This window comes from Demequina sp. (genome assembly GCF_024642165.1).
GTDB lineage: Bacteria > Actinomycetota > Actinomycetes > Actinomycetales > Demequinaceae > Demequina.
Window position 1 is genome coordinate 6584 of sequence record NZ_JAHEBP010000014.1, and the last position, 23258, is coordinate 29841.

The 23258-nt window shown below is 71.4% G+C and carries 27 protein-coding genes, 1 tRNA gene and 1 pseudogene; 11 read left to right on the forward strand and 18 right to left on the reverse strand.

Annotated features, from left to right (window positions below):
- Positions 1-83: 83 nt before the first annotated feature.
- The 10 genes from dtd to Q0L54_RS02515 all read right to left on the reverse strand — a co-directional run bounded on the left by dtd (position 84) and on the right by Q0L54_RS02515 (position 5593).
- Positions 84-509: a D-aminoacyl-tRNA deacylase gene (dtd, locus tag Q0L54_RS02470; RefSeq protein ID WP_296665231.1), complete on the reverse strand. Its 426-nt coding sequence runs from the start codon at positions 507-509 to the stop codon at positions 84-86.
- Complete coding sequence (locus Q0L54_RS02475; protein ID WP_296665232.1) at positions 510-866, reverse strand: DUF2516 family protein; 357 nt, start codon at positions 864-866, stop codon at positions 510-512.
- 36 nt (positions 867-902) lie between these two features.
- The gene (locus tag Q0L54_RS02480) at positions 903-1334 is read right to left on the reverse strand and encodes a type II toxin-antitoxin system VapC family toxin (RefSeq protein ID WP_296665234.1); all 432 of its coding nucleotides are present in this window, start codon (positions 1332-1334) and stop codon (positions 903-905) included.
- Positions 1335-1337: 3 nt separating this feature from the next.
- Positions 1338-1598, reverse strand: coding sequence for a hypothetical protein (locus Q0L54_RS02485; protein ID WP_296665235.1), 261 nt, complete (start codon positions 1596-1598; stop codon positions 1338-1340).
- Positions 1599-1664: 66 nt separating this feature from the next.
- Positions 1665-2804, reverse strand: a complete 1140-nt coding sequence (locus tag Q0L54_RS02490) for a glycine cleavage T C-terminal barrel domain-containing protein (protein WP_296665237.1) — start codon at positions 2802-2804, stop codon at positions 1665-1667.
- Between the two features lie 25 nt (positions 2805-2829).
- The gene (locus tag Q0L54_RS02495; RefSeq protein ID WP_296665238.1) at positions 2830-3399 is read right to left on the reverse strand and encodes an FABP family protein; all 570 of its coding nucleotides are present in this window, start codon (positions 3397-3399) and stop codon (positions 2830-2832) included.
- Positions 3400-3577: 178 nt separating this feature from the next.
- Entirely contained in the window at positions 3578-3934 is a 357-nt protein-coding gene (locus Q0L54_RS02500; RefSeq protein ID WP_296665240.1) for a DsrE family protein, read from the reverse strand.
- Between the two features lies 1 nt (position 3935).
- Entirely contained in the window at positions 3936-4373 is a 438-nt protein-coding gene (locus tag Q0L54_RS02505) for a DUF4395 domain-containing protein (RefSeq protein WP_296665242.1), read from the reverse strand.
- Between the two features lie 29 nt (positions 4374-4402).
- A complete protein-coding gene (locus Q0L54_RS02510; protein WP_296665244.1) occupies positions 4403-4837 on the reverse strand; it encodes a thioredoxin family protein in 435 nt (144 codons plus the stop codon).
- Between the two features lie 21 nt (positions 4838-4858).
- Entirely contained in the window at positions 4859-5593 is a 735-nt protein-coding gene (locus Q0L54_RS02515) for a hypothetical protein (protein WP_296665246.1), read from the reverse strand.
- 56 nt (positions 5594-5649) lie between these two features.
- Between Q0L54_RS02515 and Q0L54_RS02520 the strand changes: the two genes are divergently transcribed.
- Positions 5650-6354 carry a response regulator transcription factor gene (locus tag Q0L54_RS02520; protein ID WP_296665248.1) on the forward strand — a complete coding sequence of 235 codons (705 nt, stop codon included), beginning with the start codon at positions 5650-5652 and terminating at the stop codon, positions 6352-6354.
- A gap of 125 nt (positions 6355-6479) precedes the next feature.
- Complete coding sequence (gene nhaA, locus Q0L54_RS02525; protein WP_296665251.1) at positions 6480-7754, forward strand: Na+/H+ antiporter NhaA; 1275 nt, start codon at positions 6480-6482, stop codon at positions 7752-7754.
- On the opposite strand, the gene nth is transcribed toward nhaA, so the two are convergent.
- Complete coding sequence (nth, locus tag Q0L54_RS02530) at positions 7751-8452, reverse strand: endonuclease III (protein ID WP_296665252.1); 702 nt, start codon at positions 8450-8452, stop codon at positions 7751-7753. The two genes, nhaA and nth, sit on opposite strands and share 4 nt — an antisense overlap.
- A gap of 150 nt (positions 8453-8602) precedes the next feature.
- Between nth and Q0L54_RS02535 the strand changes: the two genes are divergently transcribed.
- Positions 8603-8944 carry a hypothetical protein gene (locus tag Q0L54_RS02535; RefSeq protein ID WP_296665254.1) on the forward strand — a complete coding sequence of 114 codons (342 nt, stop codon included), beginning with the start codon at positions 8603-8605 and terminating at the stop codon, positions 8942-8944.
- Between the two features lies 1 nt (position 8945).
- Positions 8946-9638, forward strand: a complete 693-nt coding sequence (locus Q0L54_RS02540; protein WP_296665256.1) for a Crp/Fnr family transcriptional regulator — start codon at positions 8946-8948, stop codon at positions 9636-9638.
- Between the two features lie 61 nt (positions 9639-9699).
- Here the strand turns inward: Q0L54_RS02540 and Q0L54_RS02545 are convergent, their stop codons facing one another.
- Both Q0L54_RS02545 and Q0L54_RS02550 read right to left on the reverse strand, forming a co-directional pair.
- The gene (locus Q0L54_RS02545; protein WP_296665258.1) at positions 9700-10173 is read right to left on the reverse strand and encodes a RidA family protein; all 474 of its coding nucleotides are present in this window, start codon (positions 10171-10173) and stop codon (positions 9700-9702) included.
- A gap of 2 nt (positions 10174-10175) precedes the next feature.
- Positions 10176-10337 carry a DUF4177 domain-containing protein gene (locus Q0L54_RS02550; protein WP_296665260.1) on the reverse strand — a complete coding sequence of 54 codons (162 nt, stop codon included), beginning with the start codon at positions 10335-10337 and terminating at the stop codon, positions 10176-10178.
- Between the two features lie 75 nt (positions 10338-10412).
- Here Q0L54_RS02550 and Q0L54_RS02555 point away from each other — a divergent pair, with 75 nt between their 5' ends.
- From Q0L54_RS02555 to Q0L54_RS02570, 4 genes are all read left to right on the forward strand, one after another.
- The gene (locus Q0L54_RS02555) at positions 10413-12977 is read left to right on the forward strand and encodes a penicillin-binding protein (RefSeq protein ID WP_296665262.1); all 2565 of its coding nucleotides are present in this window, start codon (positions 10413-10415) and stop codon (positions 12975-12977) included.
- Between the two features lie 2 nt (positions 12978-12979).
- A complete protein-coding gene (locus Q0L54_RS02560) occupies positions 12980-13882 on the forward strand; it encodes a metallophosphoesterase (RefSeq protein ID WP_296665264.1) in 903 nt (300 codons plus the stop codon).
- A 77-nt stretch (positions 13883-13959) separates the two neighbouring features.
- Positions 13960-14033 (forward strand) — tRNA-Pro (locus Q0L54_RS02565).
- Between the two features lie 355 nt (positions 14034-14388).
- A complete protein-coding gene (locus Q0L54_RS02570; RefSeq protein WP_296665265.1) occupies positions 14389-15030 on the forward strand; it encodes a hypothetical protein in 642 nt (213 codons plus the stop codon).
- 102 nt (positions 15031-15132) lie between these two features.
- Here the strand turns inward: Q0L54_RS02570 and Q0L54_RS02575 are convergent, their stop codons facing one another.
- Positions 15133-16176 carry an aspartate-semialdehyde dehydrogenase gene (locus Q0L54_RS02575; RefSeq protein WP_296665268.1) on the reverse strand — a complete coding sequence of 348 codons (1044 nt, stop codon included), beginning with the start codon at positions 16174-16176 and terminating at the stop codon, positions 15133-15135.
- Positions 16173-17444, reverse strand: a complete 1272-nt coding sequence (locus Q0L54_RS02580; protein ID WP_296665270.1) for an aspartate kinase — start codon at positions 17442-17444, stop codon at positions 16173-16175. Before Q0L54_RS02580 ends, Q0L54_RS02575 begins: the two co-directional genes overlap by 4 nt.
- A gap of 151 nt (positions 17445-17595) precedes the next feature.
- On the opposite strand from Q0L54_RS02580, the gene Q0L54_RS02585 reads away from it, so the two are divergent.
- Positions 17596-19098 (forward strand): carboxylesterase family protein, encoded by a 1503-nt coding sequence (locus Q0L54_RS02585; RefSeq protein WP_296665272.1) that lies wholly within the window; start codon positions 17596-17598, stop codon positions 19096-19098.
- Here the strand turns inward: Q0L54_RS02585 and Q0L54_RS02590 are convergent.
- Positions 19095-19655, reverse strand: coding sequence for a TetR/AcrR family transcriptional regulator (locus Q0L54_RS02590; protein ID WP_296665274.1), 561 nt, complete (start codon positions 19653-19655; stop codon positions 19095-19097). The two genes, Q0L54_RS02585 and Q0L54_RS02590, sit on opposite strands and share 4 nt — an antisense overlap.
- Positions 19656-19786: 131 nt before the next feature.
- Between Q0L54_RS02590 and Q0L54_RS02595 the strand changes: the two genes are divergently transcribed.
- The gene (locus tag Q0L54_RS02595) at positions 19787-20728 is read left to right on the forward strand and encodes an ABC transporter ATP-binding protein (RefSeq protein ID WP_366937923.1); all 942 of its coding nucleotides are present in this window, start codon (positions 19787-19789) and stop codon (positions 20726-20728) included.
- Complete coding sequence (locus tag Q0L54_RS02600; RefSeq protein WP_296665276.1) at positions 20725-21840, forward strand: ABC transporter permease subunit; 1116 nt, start codon at positions 20725-20727, stop codon at positions 21838-21840. The genes Q0L54_RS02595 and Q0L54_RS02600 overlap by 4 nt, the downstream gene beginning before the upstream one ends.
- Positions 21841-21990: 150 nt before the next feature.
- Here Q0L54_RS02600 and recR read toward each other — a convergent pair whose 3' ends face one another.
- Together recR and Q0L54_RS02610 are read right to left on the reverse strand one after the other, a co-directional pair.
- Positions 21991-22587, reverse strand: coding sequence for a recombination mediator RecR (gene recR, locus Q0L54_RS02605; RefSeq protein ID WP_296665278.1), 597 nt, complete (start codon positions 22585-22587; stop codon positions 21991-21993).
- 52 nt (positions 22588-22639) lie between these two features.
- Positions 22640-23258: pseudogene (locus Q0L54_RS02610) on the reverse strand (DNA polymerase III subunit gamma and tau); the annotation flags it as partial.

Below are 23258 nucleotides of genomic sequence, written 5' to 3' on the forward strand. Positions count from 1 at the left end.
CGGGACGATGCGCCGGGCGGGACGGGCGGGACGATGCGCCGGGCGGGACGGGCGGGAGGCGCCCGCGCGACGGCGCGCCCCGCCTACGCCTCGAGCAGGATGGTGACGGGCCCGTCGTTGACCAGCTCGACGGCCATGTCCGCGCCGAACACCCCCGTGCCCACGGACAGCCCGCGCGCGCGCAGGGCATCGACCACCGAGTCGACGAGCGGCTCGGCGACGGGCCCCGGCGCGGCTCCGTTCCACGACGGCCGGCGACCCTTCCGCGTGTCCGCGTACAGGGTGAACTGGGAGATCACGATCAGGGGCGCGCCCACGTCCGCCGCGGAGCGCTCGTCGGTGAGGATCCGCAGTTCCGCGATCTTGCGCGAGAGGATCGCGACCTGCTCGGCGCCGTCCCCGTGCGTGACGCCCACGAGCACCACGAGACCCTGGGTGTCGAACTGCGCGGTCACGGCGCCGTCGACGGTCACGGACGCGCGGGAGGCGCGCTGCAGGACGGCGCGCACCTACCAGCCGCCGGTCGAGCCGCCGCGGCTCCCGCCGCCGAAGCCGCCGCCCGACCCGCCGCCGAAGCCGCCCAGCTTGGGGCGCACGTCCACGAAGTAGACGATCACCGCGACCACGGAGGCGATGCCCAGGATGCCCGCGATGCCTCCGCCGCCGCCGAGAGGCCACGGCAGGGACACGAAGGCGATCAGCGTCGCGACGCCCAAGATCACCATCCAGATGGTCTTGGACCACTTCCCGGCCGCGGTGAACGCGGACGGGGACCGCCGTGCCGCGTCGATCAAGCCCCAGATGGCGCCGATCAGCGCCACGGCCGAGATCGCGAACACGACCATGCTCTGCAGGAAGCCGAACACCGGGCGCACCTCCGGGGGGTGGGGTCTGACGGGTTCCTACGCTAACGCAGGCGGCAGCACGCGCAAGCCCTCCGCCCGCGCGGCCGCGGCCAGGCGGCGGTCCCATGCGACGAAGACCGGCGAGGCCTCGACGAGCGTCAGCGCGCTCGCCAGGTGGAGCGCGTCGCCCGCCCGCAGCGGGCGCCTGTCGGCGAGGTCGGCGGCACGGTCCGCCAGATCGGCCGTCACCTCCACCTTGGCCAACCCGGGCCAGAGCTCGTTCCAGCGGTCCCTCGCTTGCGCCGCGGGCGCGGCGTCGATCCGGCCGATGCGCTCGGCGGCGGCGAGCACGGACCGCACCTCCGCATCGGCGATGCGGGAGGTGACCAGCGCATCGGCGCCCGTCCACAGGGCGACGGCGAGGTCGCTGCCGGTCTCGAGGACCAGCAGCTTGAGCAGCGCGGAGGTGTCGAGGTAGACGAGGGACATCGACTACCTGCGCAGGCGGCCGAGCAGGCTCGACAGCGCGTCCTTGGCGGCCTCGGCCTGGGGAAGTCGGGGCACGGCGCGCTCGTCGGCCGGGACGGCGATCACGCCCTCCTCCGCGAGGCGCGCCAGCAGGCTGGCGGATTCGACGGGCCCGATCTTCGCGATCGGCAGCCCACCGTCCGTGAGGATGACGTCTTCGCCGCCTCGGGCGGCCGCGACGGCATCGTCGAGCCTCGTTGCCAGGGCGCTCACTGGGATCTCCACGCGACCCACGCTACCGCGCGGGCGTCGAAAGCGCGGGAGGCGGGCGAACCCGGTCCCGGAGCCGGCTCAGTCGGGGAGGTCGCCGCCGTCGGCGGCGCAGCCCTTGCCCATCAGGAGTCCCTTCATCGTGGGACCAGGCCGCGCCGGACGGTCCGCGGAGAAGCCGTCCGCATTGACGATCAGCTCCTGCGCCGCCGCCACGGGGCCGCCGTCCGTGGGCACGGTGAGGGTGGCCGAGGGGTCGACCGAGCGCTTGAGAACCGCCAGGGCGACGGGTCCGAGCTCGTGGTGGCGCGCCGCCGAGGTGACGCGGCCCACCACGGCGCCCTCCGCGCCGTGCACGGGCGTGCCGGGCTCGGGCAGCTCATGGGCCGAGCCGTCGAGGTGCAGCAGCGTGAGGCGGCGCGGCGGCCGGCCCACATTGTGCACCTTCGCGACCGTCTCCTGGCCGCGGTAGCAGCCCTTGTGCAGGTGGACGGCGGTGCGTAGCCAGTCGAGCTCGTGCGGCAGCGTCGTCTCGTCGATCTCGCGTCCCGCGCGGGGACGATGCGCGGCGATCCTGGTGGCCTCGGTCGCCCAGGTGCCGGCAAGGGTCCAGCCGGACTCGAGCCGCGCGTTCACCTCGCTGTCGAGCGATTCGCGCGGGACGAGCACCAGCCGCCAGGCGCGGGACGCGCCAGGGTGCGCCCCGGGGTCGGCGGCGTAGGTGGTGCCGCCGTCGGTGATCCCGGGCCACGGGTCGACCCAGGTGACGGGCTCGCCCGGCGCCGCGGGTGCCGCGACGGCCTCGCCGATCGCCGCCCACCTGGCCGTCGCATCGTCCACCTCGACCCGCAGCATGAAGCGCATGCGGTCGAGGAACGCGGCCAGCTGGGGCGCGGTCTCCGTGATCAGCCATGCCGTGGAGCCGTCGTCGACCAGGCCGGCGACGTGCTCGACGCGCCCCTGGGGGCTGAGGATCATGATCTCCGTGGAGACGCCGGGCGCGAGCGCCGCGACCTCCTGCGTGCACAGCGAGTTGAGCCACGTGAGCCGGTCCGGGCCGGTGACGGTCACGACGCCCAGGTGGGACTGGTCGGAGACGGCGCGGCCGGCGTCGAGCGCGCGCTGCTCGCCCGTGGGGTCGCCGTAGTGCCAGGCCACCCCCGCATCGGGGCCCAGGCCGTCGACGGCGCCGGGATGGGTGAGGAGCGGCGAGGTGGTCATGAGAGGTGAACGACGGGGACGGCCATCAGGATTCCGCCGGCTCGGACTCGTCGGGCGCGGCGGGCCCGTCGATGCGGCTCAGGCGACCGCTGGCGTACGACTGCAGTTCCTGACCGAAGGCCGCGAGATCCCACGCCCACATGAGCTCGCCGGCGACGTTGCCGTACATGCGGGTGGCGCCGCGGACGTCGGGGCCGGACTCGGTCGCGGCCGCGAAGCGCGTCGCCAGGTCGATGCGGCCGTTGCCCACGGCGCCCAGGTAGCAGGTGAGCAGGCCGGAGGCGTCGGCGATCAGCACCTCGAGCGGATGCTGGTTCTCGCCCAGCTCGACGCCCTCGGGCGGTTGCGGCGGGACGCGCCAGAATCCGGACTCGGCGGACCATACGTGGCCCTCCTCCCCGTCCGGACCCATCAGCGTGAGCGTCGACGTGTAGGAGAGGTACGGGCCGCCGTCGTGATCGAACGCCACGCGCTGGCGGAAGTCCGAGGTCTCGACACCGGGGTACTGCAGCACCCCGTGGCCCTCCCAGGTGCCCACGAGCCACGCGACGGGATAGACCTCCGGTGCGAGGTCCGTGGGGATGACGAATGTCACCGCTTGGGGCCCTTGATGAGGCGGAAGGCGACGATCCCTGCGACCCAGGCGGTCGCGAGGAAGGCGATGATGGCGAGGGCGGTGAAGGTCACCTCGAGAGCGGTCATGGGTCGAGTCTAATCGCGACCCAGGCGGGGTTCCACGACCCCGGCACGATGCGCGGGCTCGGTAGATCGGCTCAGTAGACGAGCGCGGTGGCGTCGGTCGCGGTGGCCTCCGCGACGAAGGTGGCCGCACCCGCGATACGGGCTCCGGGCACCAGATTCGCCTGCGTGATCTCGCGCCGCGCGGCGCACTGGGCGCACACGGTGAGGGTGCCGGCCGCGAGCACCGCATCGCGCAGTTGCGACAGCGGCGGTGAGTGCGGAAGGTGCACGTCCTCGGCTCCGTCGAGCGCGTGCAGCGTGGCGTCGCCGGTGAGCCAGAGGCTGACGTCGAGCCCCGCGGCAGCGCCGGTGGCGGCGACGGTGAAGGCCTGCATCAGCGTCTCCACGCGGTCCGTCCCGCAGGTCACCTTGACGACGAGCGCTGCCATGTCAGGCGGCGCGGGTGGTGGCGCGCTTGTAGAGGAGGTAGATCTCGCAGCCCAGGCAGATGTTGAAGATCGAGTTCAGGGTCGACGCGAACGTCACGAAGCCGGTGAACACGTAGAAGCCCACGTCCAGCCCTAGCAGGCCCGAGGCGACGGCCAGGATGGAGAAGCCGAGTCCCATCTGCTGGGCGAAGCGGGGCGGCCTGAAGGACTCGGTCTCCGTGGGCGGCGCGAGGCGCGGGCGCACGGCCTTCTTGAATACCCAGGACTGGAAGGTGGCCTGCGGTCCCACGATCGCGCCGGGGATGAAGAGCGCGAGGAGCACCGCCATGATGGTGATGCCTACGGCGTTCGCGCCCGCCACCAGGGCGGCGACCGAGAACGCGAGCTGGAAGAACGCGCCGAATCGCGGTCCACGCGGGTCGAGCTGGATGTCTTTCACGGGGTGCCTCCTGGGCTGGGACCTTCAGGCTAGATGGAGTAGTCGGTGCCGGTGCGCGGCACGGCCGCGAGCGCCTCGCGCGCCTGGTGCTCGCTGGGCGCGCCGGAGATCCTCGAGACCACCACGCCGTCGCCGTCGAGCAGCAGGATCGTGGGCGTGCGCATGATCTCGAGCTCGCGGGCCAGGTCGAGCCGCTCGGAGGCGTCGATCTCCATGTGGATCACGTTCTCCGTCTCCCCTGCGATCCTGCGCAGGAGGGCGGCCGTGGGCGGGCACTTGGCGCACATCGGCGTGGAGAACTGCACGAACGTGGCGTGGAAGCCGCGCTGGGCTCCGAGCGTCGCGGACGAGAGCGCGCCGGCCCGCTCGACCTCGCGGACCACGCCCTGGCGGCGCTGCCACCACACGGCGGCGACGCTCGCGACCACGAGGATCGCGAGCACGATGAGCACACGGAGCAGCATGAGGACCTTCGATGGTGGGGATCAACCGATGAGCAGGCGGCCGCCGATGTAGACGAGCGCGCCGGCTGCTAGAACGGGGGCGAGGGCGGAGGACATTCCCGCGAGCAGCGGTCGCGGTCGCGGCTCCCGACGCACCAGCTCCTGCAGCAGCGTCACAATGATCGCGCACAGGAGCCCCACGAAGCCACCGGCGTACCACGGCAGGTCCGAGAACAGCGCGCCGGTTCCCAGCCCGGCCGCCGTTCCCGCCGCCAGCGCGATCACCGTGTTGAGGTTGCCGTTGGGCGTGATCACCGACGCGATCGCGGCCACGGCCAGCGAGACGCCCGCCGCGACCACCAGGTCCTCGGCGCCCTGGGTGCGGCTTACCGCCACCCAGGCGGCGCCGGCGGACACCACGATCGCGCCGGCCGAGGTCGCCGCGACGGATGTGACCGCGCGGCCGCGTGCGCTCGGGAAGAACACCTCGGCGACCAGCCCGGCGATGACCATGAGCGCGACGGCGATCACCATGTGCCGCAGGTAGGGCGGCCGGCTCCCCAACGCGACCGCGACCAGCGCGAGCGCGCCGCCTCCGATGAGGATGGCCGACGCCGAGCGCCGGCGTGAGGAACGAAGGAGGTGGGGCCACCCGAGGGCGAGCACCACGATCAGCGCGAACACCGCCGCGGCGAGGTAGCTGGCGCCGAAGGCGCCGGCCACGGCCACGAGTGCGGCCGCGGAGGCGCTGATCGTCGCTCTCGTGGTGGGAAGCATGGGCGTTAGTGTCTCAGACTGCGCGACGCTAGAGTGAAGCCGAATCGGAGGTGGCGATGGCCGACCTGCTCGTGCTCACGCCGTCGGGAGACGGCGCGACCGAGGTCCTGCCCGCGCTCGCCCTCCTCTCCCACCGCACCCGGGTGGTCGCGCCCGAGCCTTCGGCCATGCTGGACGCGATGGATGCGGACGTCCTGCTGGTCGATGCCCGCGCGGATCTGGCCGAGGCCCGCAACAACTGCAACCTCATCCAGGTCACGGGTGTGGCGGTGCCGCTGCTGCTGGTGCTGCGCGAGGGCGGCATGTCGATCGTCAACGCGGACTGGGGTGCCTCGGACGTGGTGCTCGCCGAGGCGTCCCCCGCCGAGGTCGAGACCCGCATCCGGCTCCTGATCGGGCGCGCGAACGCCGCGGACCCTCTGGACCGTGTCGCGGAGTTCTCCTCGGGAGAGCTGACCGTCGACGTGGGTGGCTACACCGCGCGGCTCAAGGGCGTCCCGTTGGACCTCACCTACAAGGAGTTCGAGCTGCTGAAGTACCTGATGCAGCATCCGGGCCGGGTGTACACCCGCGACCAGCTCCTGCAGGAGGTGTGGGGGTTCGACTACTACGGCGGCACCCGCACGGTCGACGTGCACGTGCGCCGGCTGCGCGCCAAGCTCGGCGCCGAGCACGAGCAGCTGATCGGCACGGTTCGCAACGTGGGCTACCGGTTCGACCCGGCGCCGACCCAGCGCGTCGAGGTGCAGGAGACGGTCTAAAGCGGACCGGTATCCTGATCGCGTCCCCTCGCCGCTGATCCTGCACCGGGAGTGCTATGCCTACGAGCCGCGCTGCTCGCCTCTTCTCTCGCATCACACCGTCGACCGAGCGCACGCTTTCCGATGTGCTGCGGACCGAGCGCGCGGGCGGCATCCTGCTGCTCGTCGGCACCGTGACGGCGCTGGTGCTCGCGAATTCGCCGCTGCAGCACGCGTATGAGTCCGTCCGCGACTTCACGTTCGGCCCGGCCGCGCTCCACCTCGACCTGTCCGTCGAGGCCTGGGCCAAGGACGGGCTGCTCGCCATCTTCTTCTTCGTGGTGGGTCTCGAACTCAAGCGCGAGATCGTGGTGGGGGAGCTCCGGAAGCCTTCGAGCGCGATCGTGCCCATCGTCGCCGCGATCGGCGGCATGGTGGTCCCGGCGCTGCTATATGTCGCATTCAATCTGGTCGAGGGCGGCTCGCTGAGGGGTTGGGCGGTGCCCACGGCCACGGACATCGCCTTCGCCATCGCGGTGCTCGCGGTGGTGGGCAGGTGGCTCCCCAACGCGCTGCGTGCGTTCCTGCTCACCTTGGCCGTGGTGGACGACCTCTTGGCGATCATCATCATCGCCGTGTTCTTCACGGACGAGCTGCACCCGGTCTGGCTGCTCGCCTCGGCGGCATGCATCGTCGGCTTCGGCCTCGCGATCCGCAAGGGCTGGACCTCACCCTTCCTGCTGGTGCCGGTGGCCTTGGCGGCCTGGGCATTCATGCACTCGTCCGGGATCCACGCCACCATCGCCGGCGTCGCGCTCGGATTGATGGTGCCGGCCATTGCGACCAAGGGTCAGAAGCACTCGCTCGCCGAGCACTGGGAGCACGTGTGGCGCCCCATCTCGGCGGGGGTCGCGGTGCCCATCTTCGCGCTCTTCGCCGCGGGCGTGGTGATCTCCGCGGACGCCGTGTCCGAGGTGGTGTCGAGCCCCGTCGCGCATGGAGTGGTGGCGGGCCTCGTGATCGGCAAGCCCCTGGGAATCGTGCTTGCCACCTTCCTGGTCGCGACCTTCACCAAGGCGCAGCTGGACCGAGGGCTGTCGTGGCTGGATGTCACAGGGATGGGCATGCTCGCCGGTATCGGATTCACGGTGTCGCTGCTCATCGGAGACCTGGCCTTCGGCGGCGAGAACGCCGAGGTGGTCAAGCTGTCCGTGCTCGTCGCCTCGGTGCTGGCCGCACTGCTGGGCGCGGGGCTGCTGGGCTTCCGGGACCGCTTCTATCGTCGCCTCTACGAGCGGCGCTCGACGCCCGTCCCGCTGCCCTCGAACCGGATGGCCAAGCCCGAAGAGCTCGCGCGCATCGTGGGGGTGGACCCCGGCGAGGTGGGCGTCGAGGGCGACGGGGACGGCGCGCGGGGCTAGACCGCCCGCACCCGCGCGCCCGGCGCCGTCGGGCACAGGGCCGCGATCTCGCAGGACCCGCAGTCGGGCCTCCGCGCCGTGCATCGGCGCCTGCCGTGAAAGATCACGCGGTGGGACCACAGCGTCCACTCGCGACGCTCGATCAGCGCCATGAGGTCCCGCTCCACGGCCACCGGGTCCTCCTCGACGGTCAGGCCCAGCCGCCGCGCCAGCCGGCCCATGTGCGTGTCGACCGTGATCCCCGGGACGTCGAATGCGTTGCCCAGCACCACGTTCGCCGTCTTGCGGCCCACGCCGCGCAGCGTGACCAGGTCCGTGAGCCGCCCGGGCACCTCGCCGTCATACCGCTCGACGATGTCGCGGCTCAGCCCGAGCAGGGACTCGGCCTTCGCGCGGAAGAAGCCGGTGGACCGGATCAGCTCCTCGAGCTCGCCGCGATCGGCCGCCGCCATGGCGGGCGCGTCGGGGTAGCGCGCGAACAGCGCGGGCGTCACCTGGTTGACCCGCACATCGGTGCATTGCGCGCTGAGCACCGTCGCGGCGAGCAGTTGGAACGGCGTCCCGTAGTCGAGCTCGCACCGCGCCCCGGGGTACACCTGGGCCAACGCCCTGTTGATCGCGCGGGCCCTGCGCACCAGCGCCACGGGCGCAGTCGCCTGTTCCCGGGTGGCGACGGTGAGCGGCGTGTGACGGGCCATGCCATCACCCTAGCCAGCGCTCAAGACGCGGCTCCCCGCCGCCGATACACGGATGTGGGCGCGGGCGGCGCCTCGGACGACGGGGAGGTGACGGTGGCGACAGCAGCGGCCTCCGAAGTGATTGCCGACCTGCGCCAACGGCGCAGGGACATGCGGCGGGAATTGGCGCGGGTGCGGTGGTGGCGGCGGCTGGTGCAGGCCCGCCGCGACCTCGCGGTGGCGTTCCTCACGCAGCCGGAGTCCTCATCCCCGGTGCTCGACCTTTCCTGGGAGGCGCTCGCCGCAGGCGCCCCGACCTCCGCCGAGCTGGCGGCGGCCGTATGGCCGGACGCGACCACGTTCGCGGCCTCAAACCTCGACGAGCTGGACGCCCTGGACGGCCGGCTCGAGGCGTACGAGGCCCGCGTCGCGGTCACGCTTGATAATGTGACGGCGCAGATGGTGCGCGCGCTCGCGCACGTGCACCGGATGGAGAGCGGCAAGGAGAGCTGACATGCCAGAGCCGTCCCGCGAGGAGCAGCTGTTGCGCTCATCGCCGCTGTTCGGGGGCATGGACGCGACCACGGCCCGGTCGCTGATCGCCCACATGAAGCGGCGCGAACTCGCGCGCGGCGAGACCATCTTCAACGAGGGCGAGGACGGCCACGCCCTCTACGTGGTGGTCAAGGGCAAGGTGAAGCTCGCGCGCACGGCGCGCGACGGCCGCGAGAATCTGCTGGCGCTGCTGGGTGTGGGCGACATGCTCGGCGAGCTCTCCGTGTTCGACCCGGGACCGCGCCTGTCGCGCGCGCACGCCGTCGAGGACTCCATCGTCTACGAGCTCCCCAAGCAGGTCCTCGATGTCTGGCTCGACGACAACCTCGAGATGTCGCGCCACATGCTGCGAGCCCTCGCCGCGCGCATCCGGCGCATGTCCAACACGATGGCGGACCTGGTGTTCTCCGACGTCCCCGGCCGCGTCGCCAAGGCGATCCTGGACTTGGGCCACCGCTTCGGGCGCATGGAGCGGGGCCACGTGACCGTGCGTCACGGCCTCACCCAGGAGGAGCTCGCCCAGCTGGTGGGAGCCTCGCGAGAGACCGTCAACAAGGCCCTCGCGGACTTCGCGTCGCGGGGCTGGATCGACGTGCACATCGGCGCCGTCGAGGTGTACGAGCCGGAGCGCCTGCGCGCCCGTTCCCGCTAGCGCCGCTCACAAAGGGACGATGCGGTGCCCCGGTGAGGGGCGCATCGTCCCGTTCCCGTGTCTACAGGGTGCGGACGGCGACGGTGATCTCGACCTCGACCGGGGCGCCCAGCGGCAGCGCCGCGACGCCCACGGCGGAGCGGGCGTGGCGGCCGTCCTCGCCGAACACCTCGACCATGAGGCTCGAGGCGCCGTTGAGCACGGCGGGCTGCGCCGTGAACCCGGGCGCGGACGCCACGAAGCCGGTGACCTTCACCACGCTCGCGATGTTGTCGAGCCCGCCCGCGGCCTGCGCCACGGCCGCCAGCGCGTTGAGGGCGCACTGCCGGGCGCACTCCGTGGCGCGCTCGGGCGTGACGTCCCCGGCGCGCTGGCCCACCAGCCCGACAGCGAGCAGGTCGCCGTCGAGCAGCGGCAGCTGGCCGGACGTGTACACCAGGTCTGCCTGGCGTTTCGCGGGAACGTAGGTCCCCACGGGCGTGGCCACCTCGGGGAGGGTGAGGCCCAGGGCGGCGAGGCGCTGGGACGCGGACACGGTCAGCCCGCCTCGATCTGGCGCTTCATGTAGGCGACCAGACCGCCGGTGGGTCCGGTCACCACCTGGACCAGCTCCCAGCCGTCCTCGCCCCATTGGTCGAGAATCTGCTTGGTAACATGGTCGATCAGCGGCACGGTCGCATATTCCCACTGGGATCTCATGCCTGGAGCCTATCCCCCGTGTCATTCGTTGGATCCTCGATCCCTGTCTGTCGTCGTGTTGTTTAAGGTTGGTTCATGGCTCGCTCCGCCCGTCCCCGCACGAAGGTGACGTTCGTCCAGCTGCTCACCGCGCTGGCGCTCTTCGTCGCGCTCTCGATCATGGGCGGATTCCTCGTGGCGGGCATCGCGTTGCCCGCCGTGACCGTGGCCGGCTCCGCCACCAGCGGCAGCGCGGAGCTGTTCGAGGACCTGCCGCAGGAGCTCTCCGACGTCCGCCTCCCGCAGCAGTCGAACATCTACGACCGGACCGGCGAGCACCTGCTGGCGACCTTCTACTCCCAGAACCGCGTGGTGGTGCCGCTCGAGGACATCTCCGTGTGGCTGCAGCGGGCCGTGGTCTCCATCGAGGACAAGCGCTTCTGGCTTCACCACGGCGTCGACGGCGAGGGCCTGTTGCGCGCGGCGTACGTCAATCTGACGTCGTCGAGCTCGCCCGGTGCGTCGACCCTCACGCAGCAGCTCGTGAAGAACACGCTGCTGCAGAAGGCCGAGGAGTCCGGAGACGACGACGCTCTCGCGGCCGCCACCGAGGTGTCGCTGTCGCGCAAGATCCGCGAGTGGCGGCTGGCGCTCGCGTTCGAGGAGAACGTCGACAGCGAGTACGGCACGGACTGCACCGAGGCGGACCCGGCGGTGGACTGCGGCAAGGAGCAGGTGCTCGAGCAGTACCTCAACATCGCGCAGTTCGGCCGCAACACCTACGGTGCCGAGGCCGCCGCCGAGCTGTACTTCTCCAAGACCGCCAAGAACCTGAACGCGCTCGAGGCCGCGACCATCGCCGGCATCACCCAGAACCCCTCCAAGTGGGACCCGGTGCGCTATCCGGAGAACTCGAAGGCCCGCCGCGACACCGTGCTCTTCACCATGTACGAGCAGGACTTCATCTCGGAGGCGGAGTTCGACGAGTACACCTCGATCCCGATCGAGGACACCCTGCGCATCTCGAACCCCAAGTTCTCCTGCGTGGCCGCCGAGGACGCGCCCTTCTTCTGCGACTACGTCACCAAGATCATCAAGGCAGACGACGTTTTCAATCAGGAGGGTGCGGAGTTGAGCGGCGCCGAGCTGCTCTACCGCGGAGGCCTGGACGTGGTCACCACGCTCGACCTCGACAAGCAGAAGGCCGCCAACGCGGCGCTGCAGGAGGCGCTGCCCGCGGACGACCCGAGCGGGTGGGCGATGGCGCTGGTCTCGCTCGACCCCAAGACCGGCGAGATCCTGGCGATGGCGCAGAACAAGACCTTCGACCCGTCCGCCGAGGAGGAGGGCTCCACGGCGATCAACTATGCGGTCGACCGCGAATGGGGCGGCTCGCGAGGCTTCTCTCCCGGATCGACGTTCAAGCCCGTGATCCTCACCGAGTGGCTCACCGAGGGCCACCCGCTGATGCAGAAGGTCGACGGGCGCCAGCAGGAGTACCAGCCCGAATCCTGGGAGGCCACCTGCCTGCCCGACAATTGGAACGTGGGCGGCGGCACGTGGAAGCCCGGCAACGTCGAGGGCGCGCGCTCTTATCAACAGACCGTGCTGGACGCGACGGCGAACTCCGTCAACACGGCGTACGTCAACATGGCGAACAAGCTCGACCTGTGCGGGGTTCGCGACACTGCCGCCAACCTGGGCTTCGAGCGCGCGGACGGCGCCGAGTACGAGATCGTGCCGTCGATGGCGCTGGGTACCCAGAACGCATCGCCGCTGACGATGGCCCAGGTGGCCCAGGTGTTCGCCAACCAGGGAGTGCGCTGCGACCCGCTCGCGATCCTCTCGGTGACGGACTCCGACGGCAACTCCCTCGACGTGCCGTCGCAGAACTGCAACCGCGTGATCGACAAGGAGATCGCGGACGGCGTCGCCTACGCGATGCAGGAGGTCATCAAGCGCGGTTCCGGAGTCTCGGCGCAGCTCGCCGATGGCCGCGTCGCCGCGGGCAAGACCGGCACGTCGCAGCTCAATGCGCATCTGTGGTTCATGGGCTACACGCCCAACCTGGTCGCGACGGTCTGGCTCGGCAACCCGAACGTCGACGAGCCCGGTCGAAACATCCGTCTCAACGGCAAGTTCTACCAGGTCCTTTACGGGTCCAGCCTGTCGGCGCCTACGTGGAAGGCTTACATGGACGTGGCACTCGAGGGCATGCCCGTCGAAGGCTTCGACGACCCGACGGACAACATCCTCTACGGGACCCCGGTCCAGGTGCCGTCGATCATCGGACTATCCGTGGACGATGCTCGCGACACGGTGCGCGCGGCCGGCTTCCGCCTCAACGACGGCGGCTCGCGTCAGTACTCCACCCAGTACTCACCTGGGACCATCATCGGCCAGTCGCCGCGCGGCACCGCGCTGCCGGGCTCCACGATCTACTACACGGTCGCCACCGACAAGATCCCGGACTGGTACTACAACTGGCCCGAGGGTTGGGACCCGAGCGTGGCACCCGACGACTGGTGGGGCGGAAGCTGGCCTCCGGCCGAGTTCGAATCCAACCCTCCCAGCGGCTGGCCGACTACGACTGAGCCCTCACCGGCGCCGTCCAACAACGGCAACGGCAACGGCCGTGGCAACGGCAACGGGAACGACTAGGCATGGCTCGTCGCGCGCTGGCCGCGCTCGCCGTCGCCGCGGGCGCCGGCCTCGCGTGGGGGCTCGCTGAGGCGCGGGCCTACACGGTGCGTCGCGTCGAGGTGCCGGTGCTGCCGGCGGGCCGGAGGCCGGTGCGGATCCTGCAGCTGTCCGATCTCCACCTCACGCCGTCACAGCGCGGCAAGGTGGCGTGGGTGCGCTCGCTGGCCGCAGAGAACATCGATGCGGTCATCACCACCGGCGACAACCTTGCGCATCTGCGCGCCGTGCCGACCGTGATGGAGGCGCTCGAGCCGCTGCTGTCGAAGCCCGGGGCCTTCGTGCTGGGGTCCAACGACTACTACGGCCCGCGCCCCAAGAACCCGTTCACCTACTTCGCGAGCCCCACCCGGCTGAAGGCATCCCAGGTCGAGCTCCCCACGGAGGATCTGCGCGCTGGCATGACCGCGGCGGGCTGGCTCGATCTCGACAACGCCCGCGGCAGCCTGACCGCCGCCGGCGCCGTGCTGGACCTGGTGGGACTCGACGATCCCCACATCGGCCGCGACGTCATGCCCGCGCCCGCGCCCCACGTCCACGGGGCCGACGCGCGCATCGGCGTGGTGCACGCGCCCTACCGTCGCGCGCTCGACCTGCTCTCCGCGGACGGCGCCGATCTGATCCTCGCGGGCCACACCCACGGGGGCCAGGTATGCGTGCCGTTCTACGGAGCGCTCGTGACCAACTGCGACCTCGACACGAGCCGCGCGAGCGGTCTCCACGGCTGGCCGGGCGTGCGTCCGGATTCCGGTGGCAAGGGCACGTACCTGCACGTCTCTGCGGGGCTCGGAACCTCCCCGTACACGCCCGTCAGGTTCGCTTGCCGGCCGGAGGCGACCATCCTGACTCTGGTCCCTGGCGCCTGATCAGCCGCCGTCCCGCGGAGCCGTGGGCGGATTTCATGAAACGGCACGGCGTCGGATATCCTAAGCAGGCTAAAAACCGGGGTGTGGCGCAGCTTGGTAGCGCGCGTCGTTCGGGACGACGAGGCCGCAGGTTCGAATCCTGTCACCCCGACGGTTGTGAGGAGGGCCGGATCCGCGAGGATCCGGCCCTTTGGTCTGCCGTCCCCCGCGCCGCCCCGGCGCCGAATCCGCAGGAATCCTGCAATCTCGTACGACTCGCGGCGCGTGTCGCGACCTCTGGGCACCGCATCGTCCCGACGCGGTCGCACGAGGAGACCAAGGCGCAGGAATCATGCGCAGGTTGGGGACCAGTTCGACCCTTTCCGACGATGCTTGCCGTGCCAGCGGATGAAAGCGCGCGTAGCGTCGATGAAGGTCCTGAAGGGACCACCGCGCCAGATGCGATTCGCGGGTGCAGCCATAGGGGGAGGCGTCCGCCGGGGGTCCCAGGGACCGGGGAGAGGATCATGTCACGACCCAAACTCACACGCGCGCTCGTGTCCGTCGCCGCGGCGATCGGTCTGAGCGTCGCGATGGCGGCGCCGAGTTCGGCGAGGTCGGAGAACGCCGATCAGGTCTGGCGATTCGACGAACCGATCGCGCACGTCTACGACAACTACTTCACCGGGGGAGCGCCCGACTACATCCTGCTCGCGGGTGGCACCGCGGACGCGTTCTGTACGGGGGCAATCCCCACCGTCAAGCTCAAGGTGCACCCCAACGGTGACATCCCGGCGGAGGGGACCTCGGACAGATTCTGGTTCACGGGCGCCTCGCAGCCGCTTGCGCTCTACGCGGATCCGGGCGGCGGCGTGGACCAGTTGCTCGATGAATACTGCACGGACGCCGTGTTGCACCAACCGCTCGCGACCGGCACGGGCGTGCACTGGACGCGGGGCACCACTGAGTACAACGGGAGCGGAGAGAACGCCACCCGGGCGGATGAGAACGGCGTCCGCGGGTCCTTGTGGACTGCCAATGGCGATCGAATCCAGGTCCGTGGAAGCTCCTCGGCGGTCTACGAGGTGGTCGACCCCTTCGGGCCCGGCGAGGGTCCGGGACCGCTGCTCGACATCGACGTGTCCGTCGACGTGTGGGGAGGGCGCTGACGCGTCGCCGCGCGAACTCCGAGGCGCGGTGCCGGTTTCGACCGCGATCCCGGCACTGAGCCTCGGAGTCGATGGCGATGGGCTCTGCGCGGCCGCACGCGGCTACGCCGTGACGGCCAGCTTGGCGGCCACCAGCTCCGCGATCTGCACGGCGTTGAGCGCCGCACCCTTGCGGAGGTTGTCGCTCGACACGAAGAGCACGAGTCCGCGGGTGCCGTCCAGCGAGAAGTCCTGGCGGATCCGGCCCACCAGCGACAAGTCACCGCCCGCGGCCCGGAGCGGAGTGGGCACCTCCTGGACCTTGACGCCGGGTGCGGCGGCCAGGATCTCGTGGGCATCGTCTGGCGTGATGCCGCGCTCGAACTCGGCGTTGATCGACAGCGAGTGGCCGGTGAACACGGGTACTCGTACACAGGTGCCGCTCACCATGAGCCCGGGCAGCCCGAGGATCTTGCGGGACTCGAAGCGGAGCTTCTGCTCCTCGTCGGTCTCGTTCGAGTCGTCGTCCACCACGGACCCTGCCATCGGAAGCACATTGAACGCGATGGGCGCTACGTACTTCACCGGATCCGGGAAGTCGACCGCGCGGCCGTCGTGTGCCAGGGCATCCGCCTCGTCGACCACCGCGAGCGCCTGCGAGTGGAGCTCCTCGACGCCCGCGAGGCCCGAGCCGGACACCGCTTGGTACGTCGAGATCACCAGGCGCTCGAGGCCCGCCGCGTCGTGCAGCGGCTTCAGCACGGGCATCGCGGCCATGGTGGTGCAGTTGGGGTTGGCGACGATTCCCAGGGGGATGCTGTCGAGCGCCTCGGGGTTGACCTCTGAGACCACCAGCGGCACCGCGGGGTCCTTGCGCCACGCGGACGAGTTGTCGATGACGATCGCTCCGGCTGCGGCGAACAGCGGCGCGTACTCCTTGGACGCGGCGCCGCCGGCCGAGAACAGGGCGATGTCGATGCCGGCGTAGTCGCCCGACGCCACGTCCTCGACCACGATGTCGCGGCCCAGGTGGCCGAGCGTGCGCCCGGCCGAGCGTGACGAGGCGAAGAAGCGCACGGTCGCCTCGGTGAACCGCTCCGCCACGAGCTCGCGCATCACGGCGCCCACCTGCCCGGTGGCGCCCACGATTGCGATGGTCAGCGTCATCGTCCCGTCCCTCCGTAGACCACGGCCTCTCCCTCGGCGGTGTCGAGGTCGAAGGCCGTGTGAACCGCCCGCACCGCCTTCTCGAGGTGCGCGGCGCGCGTCACCACCGAGATGCGGATGTCGGACGTGGTGATCATCTCGATGTTGACTCCCGCGTCGCGCAGCGCGGCGAAGAACTTCGCGGAGACGCCGGAGTTCGAGCGCATGCCGGCGCCGATGAGCGACACCTTGCCGATCGCGTCGTCCGTGGCGAGCCCGGCGTAGCCGATCGCCTCGGCGTCGGCCTCGATCGCTCTCAGCGCGTCCGGCACGGAGGCCTGCGGCAGCGTGAAGGAGATGTCCGTGACTCCGGTGTTGGTCGCCGAGACGTTCTGCACGATCATGTCGATGTTGACGTCGGCGCGCGCGACCGCCTCGAACAGGCGCGCGGCGGAACCCGGCACGTCCGGCACGCCCGTGACGGTGATCTTCGCCTCGGACTTGTCGTGGGCCACTCCCGCGATGATCGGATCTTCCATGTCGCCTCCTGCTTCAGTCTCCTCCACCACCCACGTTCCTTCATGTCCGGAGAAGGACGAACGTACGTGGATGGGCACGTTGAACCGCCGCGCGTACTCGACGCAGCGCGGCATCAGCACCTTGGCGCCGGACGCCGCCATGTCCAGCATCTCCTCGTAGGTGATGCGCGCGAGCTTGCGGGCGGTGGGGACGATGCGCGGATCGGCGGAGAACACGCCGTCCACGTCCGTGTAGATCTCGCAGACGTCCGCGCCCAGCGCGGCGGCGAGCGCCACCGCCGTGGTGTCCGATCCGCCCCGACCCAGCGTGGTGACGTCCTGCGTCTCCTCGTTGAGGCCCTGGAAGCCTGCGACGATCGCCACCTTTCCCTGCGCGATCGCGCGCTGCAGGCGCCCGGGTGCGACGTCGATGATGCGTGCGCGGCCGTGATGCTCGGTGGTGATGACCCCGGCCTGCGGCCCCGTGAAGGCCTGAGCCGGCACGCCCTCGGAATTGATGGCCATGGCCAGCAGCGCCATCGAGATGCGCTCGCCCGCGGTCAGCAGGATGTCCATCTCGCGCGCATCGGGGGAGTCCGTGACCTCGTGGGCGAGCTCGATGAGCTCGTCCGTGGTGTCGCCCATGGCGGACACGGTCACCACCACATCGTGGCCGGAGCGCACGGTCTCGACCACGCGGCGCGCGACACGGCGGAGCGCCGCGGCATCGGCCACCGACGAGCCACCGTACTTCTGCACCACAAGGGACATCGCCAGTACTCCAAAGGGGGGAGGGGTCCGTGCCCGAACGGCGGGCACGGTGCCCCATTCTAGAGGTTCGCGCGCGTGCGCAGCGATGAGCGCCCGCGAGGGACGATGCGCCCGTCGACGCCGCGTCCGGCGACCGTCTTAGGGTGGGAGCGTGAGCACTCCCACCCCTCCCGTTGTCCGCACCGAGTCCGGGGCCGTGCGCGGCCTGTGGCGCGAGCATCGGTCCGCCGCCGGTGCTGCCTCCCGGGCCGCCGTCTTTCTCGGGATCCCCTACGCGGAACCGCCCGTGGGCGAACTGCGGTTCCTCGCTCCGGTGGCGCGCGCGCCGTGGGACGGCGAGCGGCCCGCCGTCCTGCACGGCTCGACGCCGCAACGTCGATCGCCGTTCGCGGACGCCTTCGTGCCGGAGCCGAGCATTCCAGGCGACGACACCCTCACGCTCGACGTGGGCACTCCCGATCCGAGTCCCGACGCGGGGCTGCCGGTGCTCGTCTACATCCACGGCGGCGGCTTCGTGGGTGGCTCCCACGCGAGCCCCTGGTACGGCGGGCAGGCGTTCCACCGCGACGGCGTGGTGACGGTGGCGGCGGCCTACCGGCTCGGCTTCGACGGCTTCGGTTGGATCGACGGCGCGCCGCACAATCGCGGGGTGCTGGACTGGCTCGCCGCGCTCGCGTGGGTGCAGCGCAACATCCGCGCCTTCGGCGGCGACCCGTCCCGCGTCACCATCGCCGGCCAGTCCGCAGGCGGCTCCGCGGTGATGCGCCTGCTGACCATGCCCGCCGCCCACGGGCTCTTCCGCGGCGCGCTCGCGCTGTCGCCCGCGGACGTGCCGGTAGGCGTGGACGATGCGCGCGAGGCCGCCGCCGGGTTCGCGGACCGGCTGGGTGTCGCGCCCGACCTCGCGGGCTTCCGCTCGCGCTCGGAGCTCGCGGTGCTCGACGTCCAGGAATCGCTGGGGGACGGCCCGCCCGGGGAGCCGCTCGACGGCGCGATGTCCGGTGGCGGGCTGCCCTTCTCGCCGGTGGTCGACGGCGATCTGGTGCCGCAGTCCGTGGGCGATGCGATCGCCGACGGTGTGGGTGCCGAGGTGGCGCTGCTCGTGGGCTCGACCGCCCACGAGTTCAACCTCGGGCTGGGCGGGATGCGCGACGCGCTCGCGGACGCCGACCCCCTCGAGGTGCTGGGCAGGATGGGTGTGCCGCCGGAGCTGCGGGCGGAGTTGGCCGCACGCTGCCCCGACGCTCATGCCGCCTCGGTGGCCGGCCAGGCGATCACCGATGCGATGTTCCGCCGGCACGTGGCGCGCTGGGCCGCCGCGCGCGCCGCGGGGCCGGGCGCCGCCCGCACGTGGGCGTACGACTTCCGCTGGGAGAGTCCCGCCCCGGGTCTGGGGGCCGCGGTTCACTGCCTCGACCTGCCCTTCGGCTTCGACATCCTGCGCGACCGCGACGCACGCAGCCGAACCGGGGCTGACGCGCCCCAGGCGCTCGCCGACGCGGTGCATGGCGACTGGCTGTCGCTGATCGTCGACGCGCGCGTGGACGCGCCAGTGCACGGGGATGGCCGCGCGACGGTCGTGTACGGCGAAGGGGTGCGCGACGTGAGGGAGGGGTACGCGTTCGAGGAGCGGCTGGCCGCCGCGACCCTCTAGACCTTGGTGGCGGCCACCCAGCGCTTGAGGTGGGCGGCCTCGCGCTCGATCGGTGTGGAGTCCTCGAGCACCGCGGCCATCAGCGCGGCGCCCTCCATGCCCGTGATGAGGTGCATCGCGCGCGCCTCCGCCGCCTCTGCGGAGAACCCGAGCTCCTCGTATTGAGCCGCGGCCCAGGCGACCAGCGCGCGGTGAGCGGCGCCCGCCTCGGCCGCCTCTCCGGCCTGGCGGCGGAGCTCAAGAGCGATGGCGCCCACACGGGAGCCCCGACCGCCTTCGGCGCCGACCTGGGCGTCGATGTAAGCGGCCAGCCGCTCGCGCGGCCCGCCGGCCGCGTCCCAGCCCGCCGATTCCGCGACGACCGCATCGGCCAGGGCGCCCGCGATGGCCGAGGCCACGTCGTCCTTGCTGCGGAAGTGGTAGTAGACGCTGCCCGACGGCACTCCGGCCGCCGCCGCGATGTCCGCGATGGTCGATCGGTCGAACCCCTGCGCGTAGGCCAGTTCGATGGCGGCCGCGGTGAGCCGGTCCCTCTTGTCGCTCGCGTTGCGTGGCATGTCAGCTCCTTGGGAAGGTCGTCGTCAAGTCAGTCAACCAACTATGGCGCCGTCAGGCAAGGACCACTCCGGCGAGTCGCCACGATATTGGGGGCTATCTGACCCCAACGGTCGGGAGTAGGTTGAGCGTCATGACAGACATGGACGTCGTCACCGGCCCGCTCCTCGAGGCCACCGCGCTCCGGCGCGCGTTCGGAACCGTGCAGGCGGTGGTCGACGCCACGCTCGCGGTGCCACCCGGGCACGTGACGGCGCTGATCGGACCGAACGGGTGCGGCAAGACCACCCTGATGTTGATGCTCGCGGGGCTGCTGCGGCCGGATGGCGGCGAGGTCACGGTCGCGGGCCTCGACCCCGTGGCGGAGGGCGCGGCCGCCCGCCGTCATCTGGGCTGGATGCCCGACGTGCTCGGCACCTGGGACTCCTTGACATGCGAGGAGACCCTGACCACGTTCGGCCGGGCCTACGGACTCGGGTCCGAGGCCGCCCGGCAACGATCGTTCGAGCTGCTGCGCACCGTGCACCTCGCCGAGTACGCCGCCCAGCCCGCGAGGGTGCTCAGCCGCGGGCAGAAGCAGCGGCTGTCGCTCGCGCGCGCGCTGGTCCACGACCCGGCCGTGCTGATCCTCGACGAGCCCGCCTCCGGCCTCGATCCCCGCTCCCGGATCGAGCTACGGGAGCTGGTGCGGTCGCTCGCGGCGGACGGGAAGGCCGTGCTGATCTCCTCGCACGTGCTGTCCGAGCTCGACGAGATGGTCGACTCCGCGGTCTTCATGTCGAAGGGATCGACGCTAGGCGCCGACGCGGACGCCCTGGTGGCCAGGGCGCGGCTGCGCTGGATGGTGACGGCCCGGCCCGGAACGGATCTGCGCGCTGTGCTGGACTCGCTCGGGCGGGAATGGGAGGCCGCGGGCGAGGACCAGTCGCGTGCCGCGGTCCAGGTGGTCGACGCGGATGATGCGGCGGACCTGCTGGCGGCGCTGGCCACGGCCGGGGCCCGCCTGAGCGCGTTCGGGCCGGCCGGCAGCGCGCTCGAACAGGCGTACCTCACGATGGAGGAGGACCGGCGATGACCGCGACTCGGGAGGCACCGGCGCGAGCCACGCGCGCCAGGGGCGCGTGGCACCTCACCTGGTCGGGCATCGTGCTGGTGGCGCAGCTCGAGATGCGGCAGCGGCTCCGCTCCACCAAGTGGAAGTGGGCGCTCGCCGTTTTCGCGGTGCTCGTGGGCGCGGTCACGTTGCTGCTCGAGGCGACGGTGAGCGACCAGGGCGGAGGCCCGGGTGACATCGTCTTCGGCGTCATCGTCTTCTTCGTGCTGTTCCTGGGTCTGCTCGTCTCGCCCACGCTCTCCGCGACGTCCATCAATGGTGACAACAAAGAGGGCACGCTCGCGCCGCTCCAGGCCACGACGCTGAGTGCGGTCGACATCGTGGTGGGCAAGCTGCTGGCGGCCTGGGCGGCATCGCTCGCCTTCCTGGGCGTGGCGGTGCCGTTCATCGTCTGGGGCTTCATCGGATCCGGGGCGCCGCTGGGCACCGTGCTCGTCACGGTGCTGGTGCTCGCGCTCGAGCTGCTGGTGGTGTGTGCGCTCGGCCTGGGTTGGTCCGCGATCGTGTCGCGCACCTCCGCCTCCGCGGTGCTCTCGTACGTGACCGTCGCCACGCTCAGCGTGCTCACGCTCGTGTTCTTCGGGCTGTCGTTGGTGCTGGTCCAGGAGCCGGTGACGGTGCGCACCTACGACGCGAACTGGGAGGACGGCAAGGACACCCCCGACGGCTGCACCTGGACCGAGTACACGTACGACCAGCCGCGGACGGACCGTACCTGGTGGTTGCTCGCGGCCAACCCGTTCGTGATCGTCGCCGATGCGGCGCCCAGCATCGACCAGGTCTCCACCTCCCGGTACGACAGCCCGCAGACCATGCTCGGCTCGATCAAATACGCCGTGCGCGAGGCCCGCCTGGGACCGCAGACCGTGCAGAACAACTGCTGGGTGGGAGAGCGTGAGCCGGAGCTGCTGCCCGAGGAGATCGCGCGGCGCCAGCAGCTCACCGGGCTCTCGGCCGTGTGGCCGTGGGGTCTGGGCTTCCACGCGCTGCTGTCCGCGGGTGCCATCTGGCTCGCCGTGCGCCGCATCGCGGTGCCCCACGGGAAGCTGAGCGCCGGCACCCGGGTGGCCTGACGCATCGTCCCGTTCCCCCTGACACTGCGCACGGAGTTGCTGGCGACACGCGGGCTGGAAGCGGGTCTGCGGCCGCTATCGACGGGGTGTCGCGGCGAACTCCGTGCGCACTGTCAACGCCGCGGAGGCGGGGCGTGGGTGGGCGGGGCGCTAGCTGACGGTGCGGCGACCCTCGAACGCGCGGCCGAGCGTGACCTCGTCCGCGTACTCGAGGTCGCCGCCCACGGGTAGCCCGGAGGCGAGGCGCGACACCGTGACGCCGAGCGGCACCAGCATCCGTGTGAGGTAGGTCGCGGTGGCCTCGCCCTCGATGTTCGGGTCGGTGGCGATGATGACCTCCTCGACCTTGCCGTCTCCCAGGCGGGTCAGCAACTCGCGGATCCGTAGATCGTCGGGGCCCACCCCGTTCATCGGATCGATCGCGCCGCCGAGCACGTGGTAGCGCCCGCGGAACTCGCGCGTGCGCTCGATGGCCACCACGTCCTTGGGCTCCTCGACCACGCACAGGAGGTCTTCGGCACGGCGGGGATCCGCGCAGATCCGGCATTGCTCGGACTCCGCGACGTTGCCGCACGTGGCACAGAAGCGCACCTTCTCCTTGACGGTGGTGATGGCGTCCGCGAGCCGGCGAACGTCTGCGGAGTCGGTGCTGAGGATGTGGAAGGCGATGCGTTGGGCGCTCTTGGGGCCGATGCCCGGAAGGCGCCCGAGCTCGTCGATGAGGTCCTGCACCGCGCCGTCATACATGGGCACCAGCGTAGGCGCACCGGGGGACAGCGGCCGTCAGCGCGGCCGCCGGTCACTCCTCGACGACGGTGCCGCCCAGCATCTTGGCGACCACCTCGGCGCCGGTGAGCTGCGCGTCCTCGGCGGGCGCGTCGTCGCCGGAGATCTCGTCCTCGTCCCATGGGGGCTCGAGGTCCGGCGGCGCGTCGTGGTCCGGCACTGCCGTGACGGTCGCTGGCGGCCGCGGCACCTCGGTGGTCGAGGGATTCGCGACCGGATCGGGACGCGGAGGCGCCTGGCGTTCCACCGCCGGTGCCGGCGTGCCCGGGCTGGTGGCGCGCGCGGGCGCGACGGGGCCGATGACGGATTCGATGCGGACCTGCAGCCCGAGCGTTTCGCGCACCGCGAGGGCGACGTTCTCCGCGTGGTTCCCGCCCGCGAAGCGGCCGGCGAGAGCCGCGTTGTCGAATGACAGCGTGAGCACTCCGGCCTCGACCGAGGCGATCTGCGCGCTCTGACTCACCATCGCCCACGTCACCCGGCGCCTCTCGAGCGTGCCGAGCACCTCGGGCCACCGGCGCCTGACCAACTCCGTGTCGGCCGGGGCGCTCGCACCTGACTCCGCTGCCGCGGCCCGGGGCGCGGCAGCGGGCGGCGAGGCCGGCGGCTCGCTCACCGGCGCGGGCTTGGCG